Annotated in this window: 18 protein-coding genes; 6 read left to right on the forward strand and 12 right to left on the reverse strand. The window is 60.5% G+C overall.

The genetic code is table 11. From position 1 onward, the window contains the following. Positions 1–24 precede the first annotated feature (24 nt). Positions 25–240, forward strand: a complete 216-nt coding sequence (locus JXQ78_RS15785) for a hypothetical protein (protein ID WP_330633482.1) — start codon at positions 25–27, stop codon at positions 238–240. A gap of 110 nt (positions 241–350) precedes the next feature. Then, a complete protein-coding gene (locus JXQ78_RS15790; RefSeq protein WP_330633555.1) occupies positions 351–1,673 on the forward strand; it encodes a 5'-deoxyadenosine deaminase in 1,323 nt (440 codons plus the stop codon). Between the two features lies 1 nt (position 1,674). Here the strand turns inward: JXQ78_RS15790 and phnE are convergent, their stop codons facing one another. From phnE to phnD, 3 genes are read right to left on the reverse strand one after another with little or no spacing between them, the layout of a single operon-like run. Continuing rightward, positions 1,675–2,526, reverse strand: coding sequence for a phosphonate ABC transporter, permease protein PhnE (gene phnE / locus JXQ78_RS15795; RefSeq protein WP_330633483.1), 852 nt, complete (start codon positions 2,524–2,526; stop codon positions 1,675–1,677). Beyond that, on the reverse strand, positions 2,519–3,316 hold the full coding sequence (locus JXQ78_RS15800; protein WP_330633484.1) for a phosphonate ABC transporter ATP-binding protein: 798 nt from the start codon (positions 3,314–3,316) through the stop codon (positions 2,519–2,521). The genes phnE and JXQ78_RS15800 overlap by 8 nt, the downstream gene beginning before the upstream one ends. Further along, positions 3,313–4,179 (reverse strand): phosphate/phosphite/phosphonate ABC transporter substrate-binding protein, encoded by an 867-nt coding sequence (gene phnD / locus JXQ78_RS15805; protein ID WP_330633485.1) that lies wholly within the window; start codon positions 4,177–4,179, stop codon positions 3,313–3,315. Before phnD ends, JXQ78_RS15800 begins: the two co-directional genes overlap by 4 nt. Positions 4,180–4,275: 96 nt before the next feature. On the opposite strand from phnD, the gene JXQ78_RS15810 reads away from it, so the two are divergent. Continuing rightward, a complete protein-coding gene (locus JXQ78_RS15810) occupies positions 4,276–4,500 on the forward strand; it encodes a sulfurtransferase TusA family protein (RefSeq protein ID WP_330633486.1) in 225 nt (74 codons plus the stop codon). 11 nt (positions 4,501–4,511) lie between these two features. Here JXQ78_RS15810 and JXQ78_RS15815 read toward each other — a convergent pair whose 3' ends face one another. Next, complete coding sequence (locus JXQ78_RS15815) at positions 4,512–4,889, reverse strand: Rid family detoxifying hydrolase (protein WP_330633556.1); 378 nt, start codon at positions 4,887–4,889, stop codon at positions 4,512–4,514. A gap of 158 nt (positions 4,890–5,047) precedes the next feature. Between JXQ78_RS15815 and JXQ78_RS15820 the strand changes: the two genes are divergently transcribed. Beyond that, the gene (locus tag JXQ78_RS15820) at positions 5,048–6,487 is read left to right on the forward strand and encodes an NCS2 family permease (RefSeq protein ID WP_330633487.1); all 1,440 of its coding nucleotides are present in this window, start codon (positions 5,048–5,050) and stop codon (positions 6,485–6,487) included. Positions 6,488–6,507: 20 nt separating this feature from the next. Here the strand turns inward: JXQ78_RS15820 and JXQ78_RS15825 are convergent, their stop codons facing one another. After that, complete coding sequence (locus tag JXQ78_RS15825) at positions 6,508–7,110, reverse strand: nucleotidyltransferase family protein (RefSeq protein WP_330633488.1); 603 nt, start codon at positions 7,108–7,110, stop codon at positions 6,508–6,510. Beyond that, complete coding sequence (yqeC, locus tag JXQ78_RS15830; protein ID WP_330633489.1) at positions 7,107–7,886, reverse strand: selenium cofactor biosynthesis protein YqeC; 780 nt, start codon at positions 7,884–7,886, stop codon at positions 7,107–7,109. Before yqeC ends, JXQ78_RS15825 begins: the two co-directional genes overlap by 4 nt. Positions 7,887–7,974: 88 nt before the next feature. Here yqeC and JXQ78_RS15835 point away from each other — a divergent pair, with 88 nt between their 5' ends. Beyond that, the gene (locus tag JXQ78_RS15835) at positions 7,975–8,232 is read left to right on the forward strand and encodes a sulfurtransferase TusA family protein (RefSeq protein ID WP_330633490.1); all 258 of its coding nucleotides are present in this window, start codon (positions 7,975–7,977) and stop codon (positions 8,230–8,232) included. After that, the gene (gene selD / locus JXQ78_RS15840; protein ID WP_330633491.1) at positions 8,219–9,235 is read left to right on the forward strand and encodes a selenide, water dikinase SelD; all 1,017 of its coding nucleotides are present in this window, start codon (positions 8,219–8,221) and stop codon (positions 9,233–9,235) included. Before JXQ78_RS15835 ends, selD begins: the two co-directional genes overlap by 14 nt. Here the strand turns inward: selD and yqeB are convergent. From yqeB to JXQ78_RS15870, 6 genes are read right to left on the reverse strand one after another with little or no spacing between them, the layout of a single operon-like run. Beyond that, positions 9,229–10,812 (reverse strand): selenium-dependent molybdenum cofactor biosynthesis protein YqeB, encoded by a 1,584-nt coding sequence (gene yqeB, locus JXQ78_RS15845; protein WP_330633492.1) that lies wholly within the window; start codon positions 10,810–10,812, stop codon positions 9,229–9,231. The genes selD and yqeB overlap by 7 nt on opposite strands. Continuing rightward, positions 10,809–11,030, reverse strand: a complete 222-nt coding sequence (locus tag JXQ78_RS15850) for a DsrH/TusB family sulfur metabolism protein (protein WP_330633493.1) — start codon at positions 11,028–11,030, stop codon at positions 10,809–10,811. Before JXQ78_RS15850 ends, yqeB begins: the two co-directional genes overlap by 4 nt. Before the next feature lie 26 nt (positions 11,031–11,056). Next, a complete protein-coding gene (locus JXQ78_RS15855; protein WP_330633494.1) occupies positions 11,057–11,410 on the reverse strand; it encodes a DsrE family protein in 354 nt (117 codons plus the stop codon). Next, entirely contained in the window at positions 11,407–11,778 is a 372-nt protein-coding gene (locus tag JXQ78_RS15860; RefSeq protein ID WP_330633495.1) for a DsrE/DsrF/TusD sulfur relay family protein, read from the reverse strand. The genes JXQ78_RS15855 and JXQ78_RS15860 overlap by 4 nt, the downstream gene beginning before the upstream one ends. 49 nt (positions 11,779–11,827) lie before the next feature. Beyond that, positions 11,828–14,230 (reverse strand): xanthine dehydrogenase family protein molybdopterin-binding subunit, encoded by a 2,403-nt coding sequence (locus JXQ78_RS15865; RefSeq protein ID WP_330633496.1) that lies wholly within the window; start codon positions 14,228–14,230, stop codon positions 11,828–11,830. After that, positions 14,223–14,720: a (2Fe-2S)-binding protein gene (locus tag JXQ78_RS15870; protein WP_330633497.1), complete on the reverse strand. Its 498-nt coding sequence runs from the start codon at positions 14,718–14,720 to the stop codon at positions 14,223–14,225. The genes JXQ78_RS15865 and JXQ78_RS15870 overlap by 8 nt, the downstream gene beginning before the upstream one ends. Positions 14,721–14,753: the final 33 nt, after the last annotated feature.

The raw sequence follows: 14,753 nt of genomic DNA on the forward strand, positions 1-14,753 counted from the left end.
AGAACTGGGCAGCGACGCGATACCATGACACAATCGATAACACTCGATCGGGGGCGACCGAACAGTGTCCAGGGAGCGGTCGGTCATTTTGACGAGCTGTCGGATGCTGCCATGGACTGTCTGATACAGTTCTGTGCCAACGAGCGTGGCGCTGGGGTCACCGGCGAGACCGCAGCGGAGCTCTCAGCGTACGACTGCATCAAATACGTCGAGTACGTCACGATTTCATCGTCCAGATGAGTCTAAAGTCTGGATCGTTGTCACCACCACAGTGACCCAACCCGCGTGTGGCTCGTGTGTGGCGTGTTGGCCGCCATTCTATTGACGGCGTTCGGTGTTGTTCCGCGATGATGTTACTGACAGGAACGGTCATCGCGGATACTGAAACGATCATCGCCGACGGTGGCGTAGTGGTAACCGGCTCCCGGATAGAGGCGGTGGGAGAGCGCTCGGCCATGCGTGCAGAGTTTCCTTCCCACGATGAGCGCCAGTTCGGGATCGTGATGCCAGGATTGGTTGGCGGGCACGTCCACTCGGTGCAGAGTCTCGGTCGAGGGATTGCTGACGACACTGAGCTGTTGGACTGGCTGTTCGATCACGTGTTGCCGATGGAGGCGTCGCTATCGGCCGAAGAGATGCGCGTAGCCGCCCAGCTCGGCTATCTCGAATGTCTTGAGAGCGGCACCACCACGGTGATCGACCATCTTTCCGTCTCACACGCCGACGAAGCGTTCGAGGCGGCCGGCGAGCTCGGCATTCGCGGGCTGCTCGGGAAGGTGTTGATGGATCAGCGCTCGCCCGAGGGCCTCCGTGAGGACACCGAAGCCGGCCTCGCAGAATCACGCCGGCTCATTGAGCGCTATCACCGCTCGTTCGACGATCGCATTCGCTATGCCGTCACCCCACGCTTTGCCGTCTCTTGCTCTGAAGCCTGTCTCCGCGGCGCTCGCGAACTCGCCGATCAGTACGAGAACGTTCGCATTCACACCCACGCCAGCGAAAATCAGAGCGAAATCGAAACCGTCCAGGAGGACACCGGCATGCGAAACGTCGAGTGGCTCCACGAAGTTGGTCTCACCGGCGAGGATGTCATCCTCGCACACTGTGTCTGGACCTCCGAAGACGAACGCCAGCTCCTCGCTGAAACCAACACCAACGTCACGCACTGTCCATCGTCAAACATGAAACTCGCCTCCGGCATTGCCCCCATCGAAGAGTATCTCGAGCGCGACATCACCGTCGCTCTCGGGAATGATGGCCCGCCGTGCAACAACACACTCGACGGACTCACCGAAATGAAACAGGCGAGCCTCCTCCAGAAAGTTGACGCGCTCGATCCGACCGCGACGCCAGCTCCGACGATCTTCGAAATGGCAACCATCAACGGCGCGCGCGCCGCCGGCTTCGAAAAACTCGGTGCCCTACGGCCCGGCTGGAACGCGGATATTATCGGCCTCGAAACCGAGCTCACCCGCGCAACCCCCCTCCACGATCCCCTCTCGCACGTCGTCTTCGCCGCACACGGCGATGATGTCGTCTTCACTATGGTCGATGGGGAGATCTGCTATGAGGAAGGCCAGATACAGACGATCGACGGTGACCGGGTTCGTGCGGCGGCGAGCGCAATCGAGCTGCCACCGGACGAGACACACGAGCCACCAGCCAGCCACTGACTCATCCGAGAGACGCTCGAACACGTGAGGCGAGCCAGTCGCTCCAGAGCACGAGACCGAACACCGCAATGATCGCGGTGGTTAATCGCTGATACTGGAGTCGCTGCACGGTGAGCAGGAGATGATACCCGATGCCGCCCGCACCGACAAATCCGAGCACGGCGGCCGACCGGATAGTACACTCCCACCGATACACCGTGTAGGAGGCGACCGTCGCGGTGATCTGTGGAACCATGCCGTGACAGACGGCCTGCAATCTGGAAGCGCCAACGGTGGCGACCGCTTCGGTGGTCAGTGGATCCGTCTCCTCCAAGAAATCGGCAAACAGTTTGCCGAGTACGCCCGTGTTGTGCACCGCAAGCGCGAGCACGCCCGCAAACGGCCCGAGGCCGAGTGCTGTAACGAACAGCACGCCCCAGACGATCTCCGGGACGGCACGACAGAACGATAAGAGCCAGCGAACACCAGTGTGAACCAGTCGCCCACTCACCAGTCGCCGCTGACTCGCTCCAACGTAGAGCGGTCCTTCGTGGGTGACTGAACTGGCACTGAGCAGCGATGCGGGGACGGCACAACAGACCGCGAGTCCCGTTCCGACGATGCTGATCGCCAGCGTCTCGACGATCGCCCACAGCAGTCCGTCTCGAACCGTTCGACTGACGAGATACGATCGGCTGAGATCTGGTGGAAATCCGGACTGAACGAACGCCAGCAGTTGCTGACGAGCGGTTGGCGCGACCAGTTTTGCTGGATCGAACGAGACGATCCAGCCGGAAACAACCAGACAAACAGCTCCAGCAACCAGCCGGCCCTGCCAGCGCCGGCGGTGACTGCTGGGAGCGTGCTCACCCATACCAGCCACCGCCGTGCCGTGCTGGCGTTGGTGTCGACTGCTCGACCGACGGTTGACGTTGGTGCTCCGATTCGTCGGCAAACAGTTCGGCCAATCTCCCATCGGTTACGGCCGTCACGGGTTCATCGAACGCAATCGTTCCGTCTGCCATCCCGATGACGCGATCGAATCGGCTCGTTGCGAGTTCAATATCATGTAACGCAACGAGCAACGGCCGTGACCCGACGACGGTATCGAGCAACTCAAGGATCGACGACCGAGTCTGCGGATCGAGATTGGCGGTAGGCTCATCTGCCAACACGATCGACCCATCGGCGAGCAACGCCCGCGCAATCGCGACGCGCTGGCGCTGACCTGCACTCAGCTGGTCGACCCTGGTGTCAGTTTTGTCTCCGAGTCCAACGGCCCGCAGGAGCTCGAGCGCGCGATCGGTGTCCCCACCACCAAACGGCGCGACCAGCCCGGTTACTCCTGACTGGGCGGCCAGCTCGCCAACAAGGACGTTCGCCAGTGCCGTTCGGTGTCCAACGAGCGTCGTTCCCTGGTAGGCTAACTGGAGCTGGCCGGGACCGGGAGGGTGGCCATCGACCGTTATCGATCCTGCATCCGGCGCGATCCCACCGGCGAGGAGCCTGAGTAGCGTCGTCTTGCCCACACCGGAGGGACCGACGATGGCAATCCGTTCGCCGGGAGACACCACAAAGGAGATATCCGACAGAACCGACGCTCCCGAAAAACACTTTTTGACACCAGAAACACAAAGCAGGGGTGAACCAGACACTTTGCTCACAGATCGACACCCGCCATCTCGACGGCGGTCTCGAGTGATGTGAACGCCTCGTGAGAGATCGAAACGTATTCATCGACGTTCTGTGAGGCGAGGATTTCCTCGTGTTCGTCCGGTGAAAGCGAAGTAAACGCCTCCTGAAGGTCGGCGCGCAACGATGCTGAGACCGACGGTCCAACGGCCCATGGATAGTCCACAAATCCTGGAGAGCGCCATATTTCTCGAATCGTATCAGCGGAGTCCTCCTCGCGGAGTCGCTCGAAGATCCTCGCGTTGAGAGTACCCACAGTGCCGTCGGTGGCACCGACGGTTTTTGCCGTTGCGTCGTGGGCACCGGTGTGGGTGACCGATGCGAACGCCGTTGTGGGTGTCAGATCAAACTTCGTTTCGAAATAATAGGTCGGCATCACTGTCCCACTCGTCGAGATTGGATCGCCAAACACCAGTTCGAGAGACGACGCCGATTCAACGACGTCAGCCATCGATTGCTGTGGAGCATCCGACGGAACGATACACGAAGTGTGCCAGTTCGTCGTTCCGTCACGTTTTCCCACGACAAACGGCGTCGCCGACGCCCGCTCGTGTGCCAGCATATACGAGACACCACCGAAGTACGCAACAGAAAGCTGGTCTGTGGCCATTGCCTGGACCAGACCGGCGTACTCGCTCGCCGTTTGTAGCTCGATCGGTCGTCCAAGCGCTGATTCGAGATAGTCGGCAAGCGCCGTGTTCTTCGAGATTGCCGTATCAGGATCCACGTCGGGAACGATCCCGATCGTCAGCGCATTGGCCCCACTTGACCGGAGACAGCCGGCCAGCGATACTGTTGTCAGCCCACTGAGCAACGCTCGTCGTGACAGACCCATGCCGTGATCGGTTTTCCAACCCCACATAAGTACGTTGTGGGGACACACCGGCGTGTGTCGCGTGAGAGTTAGCACGGCCGACATCGATCCGCGGGTATGGAACTCGACGTTCGAAACACGGTCTGTCCACGGACGACACTTGTCGTTCGACGGTGTCTTATGGAACTCCAGCCAGCCGATCAGCTTACCGTTCGGGGAGATTACCCACCAGCGGAGCGTTCGATCAGACGTGCCTGCTACCGTCGTGGCTTTCACGTCTCCGGGGGCCCAATCGGCGAGCGTGAGTTCGTGCTCACCATCACCGTTCCCGATGAGAGCTAGTGACTGAGAAGCTATCGTGTGGCAATCGCTTCGATTTCGAGTGCGGCCCCTTTCGGAACGGCTCCGACCTCGATCGCACTCCGAGCAGGGGGCTTCGTTCCGAAAAACTCGCTGTAGGTCTGGTTCATCGCCTCGAAATCGTCGATATCATCGAGATACACCGTCACTTTCAGTACGTCCTCCATCGTGAGATCCTCGGCGTCGAGAATGGCAGCGACGTTCGAGAGCGCCTGTGCGGTCTGTTTACCGACCGATTCGTTAGCGAGTAAGGTCCCATCCGGCGTCATCGGCAACTGGCCGGCCGTAACGAGAATATCACCGTTCGTCGTCGCCTGGCTGTACGCACCAACCGCATTGGGTGCATCGTCGGTTGCAATTCGTCGTCGCATCACCCGATCGTCGGTGCGGTCGGCCCCTAAAGACAGGTCTCCACACGACAGTGTGTCTTTGCCACACAGTTCGTGTTCCACACACTTCTGACATACCAGACCCAAAGTAAACGGTTGTGTACCAAATATTTTTGATTCATTAGGAATCCGAACAGTACATGCCAGACGATGACGAGTTACAAACTGTGTCTGTCAACCGTCGGTCGTTGACAGACCGGTTGTTCGACTCCAGTCGGCTCATCGAAACGTTCGAACTACACCGTCACGGCACGACGATTCAGACGGAAATCGTCGCCGGCCTGACGACGTTTCTCACGATGTCATACATCATCGTGGTGAACCCAGCGATCCTTTCACAGGCAATAACGATCCCCGGCTACACCACCGGAGAGGTGTTTCAGATGCTCGCCATCACGACGATTCTGGCGAGTGCGCTCTCGTGTCTCGTGATGGCGTTGTATGCCAATCGCCCCTTTGGGCTGGCACCAGGAATGGGACTGAACGCGTATTTCGCGGTGACAGTCGTGAACGGTCTGGGCGTGCCGTGGCAGACCGCACTGGCAGCGGTGTTCGTCGAAGGGCTTTTGTTCACGGCGCTATCTGCAGTTGGCCTTCGACGCACCGTCATCGAGCTGTTTCCACAGCCAGTGAAATACGCCATTGGAGCGGGTATCGGGCTGTATCTGTTGTTGCTCGGACTCATCGAAACCCAGATCGCCGTCGGAAATCCGGACACACTCATTGCGCTCGGAGCCGTCGCGAGCGATCCGGTCGCGCTGGTTTCTCTTGCCGGCGTGTGTGCGATCGTCGTGCTCTACACCCGAGGAACAACCGGTGCCATACTGATTGGCATCGGTGCAACGGCGCTCGCCAGCTGGGGGTTGACGATCGCCGGTGTAGTCGAACAGGGCGTCCTCACGCCAGCGTCGATGCCAGAGATGCAGTACAACGTGATGCCGCTGGTGGGCTCGTTCATCGACGGATTCGCGGCTGTCGATCCACAGACGTTTATCATCGTCGTGTTTACGTTCTTTTTCGTCGATTTTTTCGATACCGCCGGAACGCTGCTCGGCGTCGCACAGTTCGGTGGGTTTCTCGACGACGACGGCAACTTACCCGAGATGGACCGGCCGTTGCTGGCTGATGCGATTGGAACCACATTCGGCGCGGCGATCGGCACATCGACGGTGACGACCGTGGTTGAGAGTTCGACCGGCGTCGAAGAAGGTGGTCGAACCGGACTGACGGCGTTCGTGGTTGGGGTTGCGTTTTTGCTTTCGTTGCCGGTGGTGTGGTTGATAGCGGCAATTCCAACGTTTGCGTCGTATCTTGGATTGATTTTCGTTGGATTATTGATGTTTCAGAACGTCACAGACATCGAGTGGGACAGGGCCGAGTGGCTTATTCCGAGCGGGCTCACGATCGTGTTGATGCCATTGACGGCCTCGATCGCGAACGGCATCGCAGCTGGACTCATCAGTTATCCGCTGGTGAAACTCGCCAAGGGTGATCACGACGACGTACACGTTGCCCAGCTCGTGATGGCATTGTTGTTCGTTGGCTACTTCTGGGTGACTGCCGGCGGCTATACCCACTGAGCAGCCTGGTTACAGGGATGTCAGTCACAGTAGCGTTCCAGATCGTTGGGAGTGTCGATATCCCGAACGACACCTGAATCGGCACACGGTACTGCCGCGGTGCTGTCACACTGATTGAAAAGCTGGCGGCCGCCACGATCTCCTTCTATCGAGACGAGCGCATCGAACCAGCGTTCCCCAAACAGGACAGGATTCGCTCGCTGGCCGTCGTACTCCGGATACACGATCGTCGCGTCGGTCGACCGAAACCGATCGACAAGTCGATCAAGCGTAGACGGGGCGACGAATGGCATATCACCCAGACAATAAATGAGCCCAGCCCAGCCATCGTCCCGTGCAATTTTGGCACCGAGACTGACTGAGCTCGCCTGTCCACTCGCGTACGCATGGTTGTACCGCACTGCGACGGAACAGGAACGAACCGCCGATGCGACTGCTCCCCTCTCAGCACCCGTCACCACGACGACGGGCGTTGCGCTGCTCGCACAGGCGATGGCGGTTGCGTGATACACGATCGGCGCGCCCTCGATCGTGGCGAGTAACTTGTTCGCGGAGCCAAAGCGCTGGCTCATACCGGCTGCGAGGACGAGTGCACCAACCGGTGCTCGTGTGTCCCTACTCATACGCCCACCCGACTCCCGGCCTGCTCACCGCCAGCCTCGACTCGCTCGAGATGACCGGTCCGAAACGACGTGATTAGTCCCCAGTCGAACTGATCGCGCAGGTCGATTGCCGTCCGCACCACCGACCGAGCACGACGACACAACGCTTCCGTGTCAGCCTTGTTGACGATTGGAACACCCGTCATGGTCGGATCGATGTCGGCACACACACCCTGAGGGCTCGCCAGCAACGTCCCTATCGCCGTGGTCGTAAGCGGCGTGTCGCTCGATAGCCCAGTGATCGCACTGATGCGTTCGGATCGGTGAATCAGCTCGCTTTCGACGGGCACGCCGACGGCACGGACCGATGCGACGACACCAACGTGGGTGGCTCCGCCGGGAATGACGGGTTCGTGTGCCGCCGGAGCAGTGAGTTCTTTCTGGCGTGCACCGTCTGCTTTTACCATGAGCCAATCGAATCGATCACGGATGGGAGCGTCGCAGAGCACAGATGGTGTGTATCCATCGAGCTTTGCGTCGACGCGGTCGGGATTTTCAACACGCTCTGCTCCGAGAGCAACTGGGCGTTCGATAGCATCGGGAATCGTTTCCGGCCGTCCGACGTGAACAGTCATCCCGGACGGAACCGGCATCTTCGTCGTCGTCGTGTATCCCACGCGGTGGCCCTGTCGGAGGCCTTCTAGCGTGAGCTGTCGCATGGCAGTTTTTTTCCCACCGGCACCAACGAACGCCACCATCGCTTTGGGACCGAGTCCGAGCGCACTGGAGAGCTGCATGATTTCGTGGAGTCCTGTCCATTGTACCTAAGCGTTTCGCCGACAGATTGCCCACTATCTCTTTGTGGCTCCGAAATCGACGGACGCTATGGCTCGCGTAGACGTGCGCGATGAGGTCTGTCCGCGACCAGCGCTACTGGTCCGCGACGCACTGGAGACAGTGAACGCCGACGAATTACTCATCGTCCGTGGTGATTTCCCACCCGCAAAACGGAATTTGAAACGACTCTGTTCGAACCATGGCTTTGGGGTTACTGAGCGATCGGCCCCGGATGGAGAGTTCGAACTACAGATCAAACCCACAGGGACAGATACCGCGATGGAGGCGCCGAATGAAGACGGATGAAGCGCTGGCGCTGACGGAGATGGTCGAACGCCACGGCTGTTCGTGCAAATTGGATGAATCTTCGCTGGAGGAGCTACTCAAAGAGACCTCACTTCCGGCCACAACCGCACACGAGCGGACGATCGGGGAAGACGCCGCGGTTCGTCGGCTCTCGGACGAGCGCTTTCTCGTCTCAACGGTGGACTTTTTCACGCCAATTCTCGACGATCCGTACGAATTCGGCCAAATTGTGGCCTGTAACGCCGCCAGCGACGCGTTCGCGACCGGCGCAACCGAGTCGCTCGATTGTCTCGTCACACTCGGTCTGCCGGCCGGCCATGCAACTATCGCACCAAAAATCCTTGAGGGGATGAGCGACGCACTCGCGCAGATGGGCGGAACAATCACCGGGGGGCACACGATCGTGTCTCCCTGGCCGTTTGCCGGGGGCGCAATCACGGCCACAACCACACGAGAGCAGTTGTTACGAACCGACGGAGCGAGCCCTGGTGAGCAACTCTACTGTACGAAACCCCAGGGAATCCAGCCAGCCATGGGCGCAGCCCGGATCAAGGATCCGCCGCTCGTCGACCAGCTCACTGCGGCCGTCGATCGACCGATCGATGCGATCCGGGACGACGCCGTCGCCTGGATGACCACGCCGAATGCGACTGCAGCGAACGCGATCGCACCGCTGGCAACCGCGGCCACCGACGTAACCGGGTTCGGTCTCGCCGGCGCTGGACGATCGATCGCAACGCAGGCGGGTGTTGGCCTCGCGATTGAGCACCTGCCAGTGATCGAGAGCACACCAGCACTCGCAGAACTGTTCGGAGCGGGACTCAGAACCGGTGAAACTGCAGAAACCAGTGGAGGGCTGCTGTTTTCGGTCCCTCCCGGCGAGCGAGCCGCCGTCGAATCAGCACTCGGGGAGGCAGGCGTGTTCTATCGACCGGTAGGCCATGTCACCGACGGCGACGGAGTGGTGTTCGACGACCCAACGATCGAGCAGATCAGTTATTGACCGAGTGCGAGCAGTGCGCTCAATACGCCACCGCCAACACAGAGCGCCTTATCAGAGATCGTGGCTGGATCGACGTCTCTTCCCCGTGGATCAACGTCCCCGAGTTTCATACCGGAGTCTACCGCTCGTCCATCCGCGAGCAATCCACGCAGGAGCCCATCGATCTGGGCTTCGACCGGCGTCTCCTCGACGTAGCCAACGGCAGTTCCGGCTTCAACGAGTTCCCCGATTTCGGCTGTCGTCTCCCACTCTCCCGCGGTCGGCGCACGGAGTACGCGTTCGGTGGTTACACCGTTGCGTTCGCCCGGAGTTCCATCGTATGGATCCGTGGTTCCATCGTAGTACACCCGGCCAAGCTGGTGGCCACGATGGGTTTCCACGACGGCATCGACATCCTCGCCGGCGGAAAATCCTGGGCCGAGCCCGATCACAATGGGAGCATCTTCACGACGGGTTCCAGTGTCGAATCTCCCTTTCGGAAGAATCGCATCCACAACGGCGTGTGGAGCGAACGAGCCAACGCGTGAGGCGTCCGGGTCCTCAATCACCGGGATCGAGCCGTCGAATAGCGTCCGTATGGCACCATCGAGCGAAGCCACTCGACGAGCGGTGACACCTGCAACGGTGATTTCGCCCGCATCGATCGCTGACCCGTACGCCACCAGCCGTCTGACCGCCGTCGGCTGTGATTGTTCGGTAATGACAACGGGAACGCCCGCCTCGTGAAGTCGATAACAGACGCCGCTCGCGAGATCGCCACCGCCACGGACAACAACCAGATCTTCGAGATTACACGCCGTGGCTCGCTCGGGACTGGCGTCGTGGAGGTCCATTGTCAGCTCCGCGAGAATCGAGAGCGCGACGTGTTCCGGGCCGGTTCCCCCGAGCGTGAGACCGACGGGTGCACGAACCCGCTGGAGGGCACGATCAGAATAACCGTCGTCTCGAAGACCGTCCAGGATGTGAGCCGCCTTGGTTTCTGAGGCGACGACGCCAAGATATCCTGCCTCTCCATCGAGTGCGCTGGCGAGTGCCTCCCGGTCGAACGTGCTCGAACGAGTTGCCACCGCCACGGCCGTCGTTTCGGTGAGTGTCATCGCATCCAGTGCGGTGGCGTATCCGTCCATGACGACCGTCACGGCGTCGTCGAATCGGTCAGCTGTGGCGTAGGACTCCCGGTCGTCGATCACGGTGACGTGATAGCCACACCGCACAGCCAGTTCCGAAAGCGCCACACCGATGTGACCACCACCCGCTATGACGAGCCGTGCCGGTTGTTCGAGTGATGTCACCGACACCGTCATTGTTCCGCCACAGACCATGCCAGTGTTTCCACCGCGCTCGAGATCGAACGTTCGCAGACCAGGGTCTGCGTCGCCCGAGAGCACGTCACGGGCGGCCTTGATCGCCAGATGCTCGACGGTCCCCCCACCGATCGTTCCGTGGGTATCGTTCTCGGTGACGACCATGGCGTCGCCGACTGACCGCGGCGTCGAGCCTGTCGTGTCGACGATCTGCACCAGTATTTCGGGGCCATTCGTCCGCGTTCGGTCGGCGAGTAGTTCCGTGAGTGTCATACGAACGATCGCACCTCGTGTGATTCGAGCAGTTCGAGCAGCTGGTCGTAATCTATAGGTGTGATTGGGGCAGGGGGCGTGACGCCCCGAGCACGAACGTCGGACTCGATGGCGTATAGTGGGGCGTCAAGATCCGGTGAGAGCTCCACGCCGTCCTGGATGAGAACGACTACCGCAGACTCGTCCGCTCGCGCCGCCCGTTCTCCGATGGGTGCCAATGGTGTATCAATCAGGTATAACATGTTCAGAAATCGAGTGTGCAATCGGCGTCATGAATTCGATCGATCACAGCCGGGCCGGGCTCGACACGCAGATCCGGCGCGATCGAGGATGGCACGAGGCCACGACGCTCCATCGCGGCGCGATCGACGATGAGCGTTCCACCGAGCTCGGAGAGCTGTGCGAGCTGGTCGCCAAACCCGAGTGCGTCCCTGTCTGCGCTCGCGCGGGCACCGTACACGCCATCGCCGGTGAAAATCACCGTCACGTCGTGGTGGTCGAAGCCAGCGGCCACACCACGCGCCCCACGGAGTCCCTCGCCGGCGTGGATTCTGCCGTGCGGAGATCGCGTCAGCAACACGACCACATCGCGTTTCACAGCGAAATCACCCGATCAACGCTACCGAGCAGCTCGGCAAGATCACCGAGCAGACCAACCGTCACGCCATCAGGATACGCCGCCTCCCTGTCAAGGCCACGTATATCGACACAGAGACCACAACAGATCACCGTCGCACCTCGGTCTAGCAATGTGCGAAACGCATCCACCGGGAGTGGATCGTACGGCGCACCGGGACCACACTCTGGCTGTGTTTGTGTCTGTACTGGGACGAACGTCCCGTCGAGATAATGGAAATACGTTACCTCGTGACCACGATCGAGTGCTGTGCGGCCCAGTTCGTACGCCGTGTGCCAACGCTGGCTGTCGAACGGACCACCCGTGAGCAGTATGCCGAGTGACTCCATCGCTGTCCACAATTATTGACGGGCCACAAATACGTTGGCACCGACACAGTCACTCTGTGAGTTTGTCCCGTATTGTGGCCGGCGTGATCGGCATGGAACTGATTCGAACGCCGACAGCATCCGCGATCGCGTTGCTGAGGGCCGGTGGAACGGTGTTCGTTGGGACCTCCGCGACGGATTTTGCGCCAAACGGACCGGTTGGTTCGTGGGTTTCGACCAGGATGGCCTCAATCGGTGGCGTCTCGGTTGCGCTCGGAAGTCCGTACTCGTCGAACGACTCGACGGTCGCGGCGCCATCAGCATCGACTGTGATGCCGTCGCTGACGGCCAGCTCGTAGCTCATATGGTTTGCACCCTCGATCTGCCCCTCCGCCATGCCGGGGTTGATGGCAACGCCACAGTCGACGGCCACGACGAGCTGGTTGACGGTGAACTCGCCGGTGGTCGAATCGACCGTCACGTCGGCGAACTGTGCCGCAAACGGCGGCGGACTCTCGTCCGTACTGTGTGAGCCAGTTGCCATGATGTGCTCGCGGTCGTCCTCACCGTACATCGATTCGTATCCGATTTCCTCGAACGTGACCGACTCGCCGGTGGTCTCACAGCGGACACGGTCGTCCACAGCCACGAGCGACCCAATCGGTACGTCGAGCATGCGCGAGGCCCACTCGAACAGTCGTTCTCGAACCCCAGCAGCGGCCTTTCGAACCGCCATGCCGCTGATATACGTGGTCGAAGAGGCGTACGCACCGTAATCGAAGGGCGTCACGTCCGTATCGGAGCTCTTGATGATGATCGTCTCGGGCGAACAGCCAAGCGTTTCGGCCGCAATCTGGACGAACGCCGTATCCGCTCCCGTACCGATGTCGACGCCACCAACGTGGAGATGGAACGAGCCGTCCTCGTTGAGCATTAGCTGTGCGCCGCCGAGTTCATCGCCCGCGACACCAGTGCCCTGTGCAGAAAGCGCCATCCCAACGCCACGATGACAGTCCGGATCATCGGGTTGTTCGAGTTCGTCCCATCCGATGGCGGCTTTGCCGCGCTCGATGCACTCGTCCAGACCACAGGATCTGATCCGACGCTCTGCTCCCTCACCACCCATCATCCCGGCGATTTCGTCAAGGTCGCCGACCTCCATGTAGTGATCTTGTCTGAATGCGATTGGATCGACGCCGAGATCGCGCGCAACCACATCGAGATGGCCCTCAAGCGCGAGGGTACCCTGTGGCGCACCGTAGCCACGCATCGCTCCCGTCTGAGGGGTGTTCGTGTGGACGATGTCGGCCTCGAACCGCACGTTGGGAACCTTCGAGTAGAGCGGCAGTGGCTTGCTGCCAACGTTGCCAGCGACCGTCATGCCGTGGCTGCCGTACGCGCCGGTGTTCGAGAGTGCGTACAGCTCAAGCGCCTCGATAGCGCCGTCCTCGGTCACAGCAGACCGAGCTCGAACGCGCATTGGGTGGCGCGAGCGCATTGCGCCAAACTCTTCTCTGCGAGACGCTTCATAGAGGACTGGCCGATCCACCGCAAGCGAGCAGGCAAGCGCAATGGGTTCGATCACCATCGCCTGCTTTCCACCGAACCCACCGCCAACGCGTGGCTTTTTCACGCGAATATCACGGATCGGTATGTCGAACAGATGGGCGAGCTGTCGGCGCGTGTGGTGTGGCACCTGCGTGCTCGTGATAAGAACGTGTCGGTCGTCCTCGTCGGTGTAGGCAAGCGCCGTGTGTTTTTCCACGTTGGCGTGTGACTGTCTGATTGTCTCCCATGTCGTCTCGTGTACCACACAGTCGTCGCGCTCGAACGCCGATGACACCGATCCGAGTTCGCCCTCGATGTGTGCCATCCGGTTGCGATCGTAGTCGTGGCCGACGATCTCATTGTCAACCTCGTCTGGCCCGAACAGCTGGGGGGCGTCGCTCGAAAATGCGAGCTCCGGATCGACAACGTGTTCGTATTGCTCGTAGGATACCTCGATCGTTTCGGCCGCCCGGTCTGCCGTCGGTTGATCGACGGCCACGACCGCACAGACTGGGTCGCCGACGTATCTGACGTGTTCGTGCAGGACGTGCATATCCCACGGACTCGGTTCGGGATAGGACTGTCCGGCACTGGTGTACAGGGACTCTGGAATGATATCGGAGTCTGGCGTCAGGACGGCCCAGACGCCGTCGATCGACTCTGCCGTGCTCCGATCGATGTCGAGGACACGACCGTGGGGAATCTCGCTTCGGACCACCGAGACCCGACCCACGGACCGAAAGTTGTGGACGAAATCTGCGGTGTAGCGGGCATTGCCGGTGACCAGCTTTTCGTCGTCGACCTTCTCGACGCGATTGGAAACAGCAGTGCGATCTTCGGGCGGCTTTCGGTTATCTTCGGGTTCGTCCCACTCCAGTGGATGCGCATCCGCTGTCTCCGCCGAATCGCCGACCGAATCACTCATTAGCGATCACTCCATCGTCAGCCACTGGCGGCGTTCGCAGTCGCTCTGCTGCGTCCAGAATGGCCTGAACGGGCTTTTGGTACCCGGTACACCGACAGAGTGTGTCGTCGATCGCCGCCCGGACGGTTTCCGGCGATGGATCGGGGTTTTCCTCAAGCAGTGCGGCGGCCTCGATGATCATCCCAGGGATACAAAATCCACACTGGACAGCGTGGTGATCGATAAACGCCTGCTGAATCGGGTGCAACGCATCCTGCCGACCGAGTGCCTGGACGGTCCGAACGGCGGTTCCGTCAGCTTCCAGGGCGTCCATTCCACATGCCATCCGTACCTCATCGTCCACGAACACTTTCGAGACACCACAGGTTCCACCGTCGCACCCACAGAGGACTTCGGTGTGACCGGCTCGTCTGAGCGCTGTTGCCAGCGACTCCGATTCGTCTACGAAAAGCTCTCTCGGGCTGTCATTAATTGTTAGTTCCACGTGCATGCACTATCACCCATACCGGCTCCAAACGGCGCG

This window comes from Halocatena halophila, from assembly GCA_027563145.1.
Classification (GTDB): Archaea; Halobacteriota; Halobacteria; order Halobacteriales; family Haloarculaceae; genus Halocatena; species Halocatena halophila.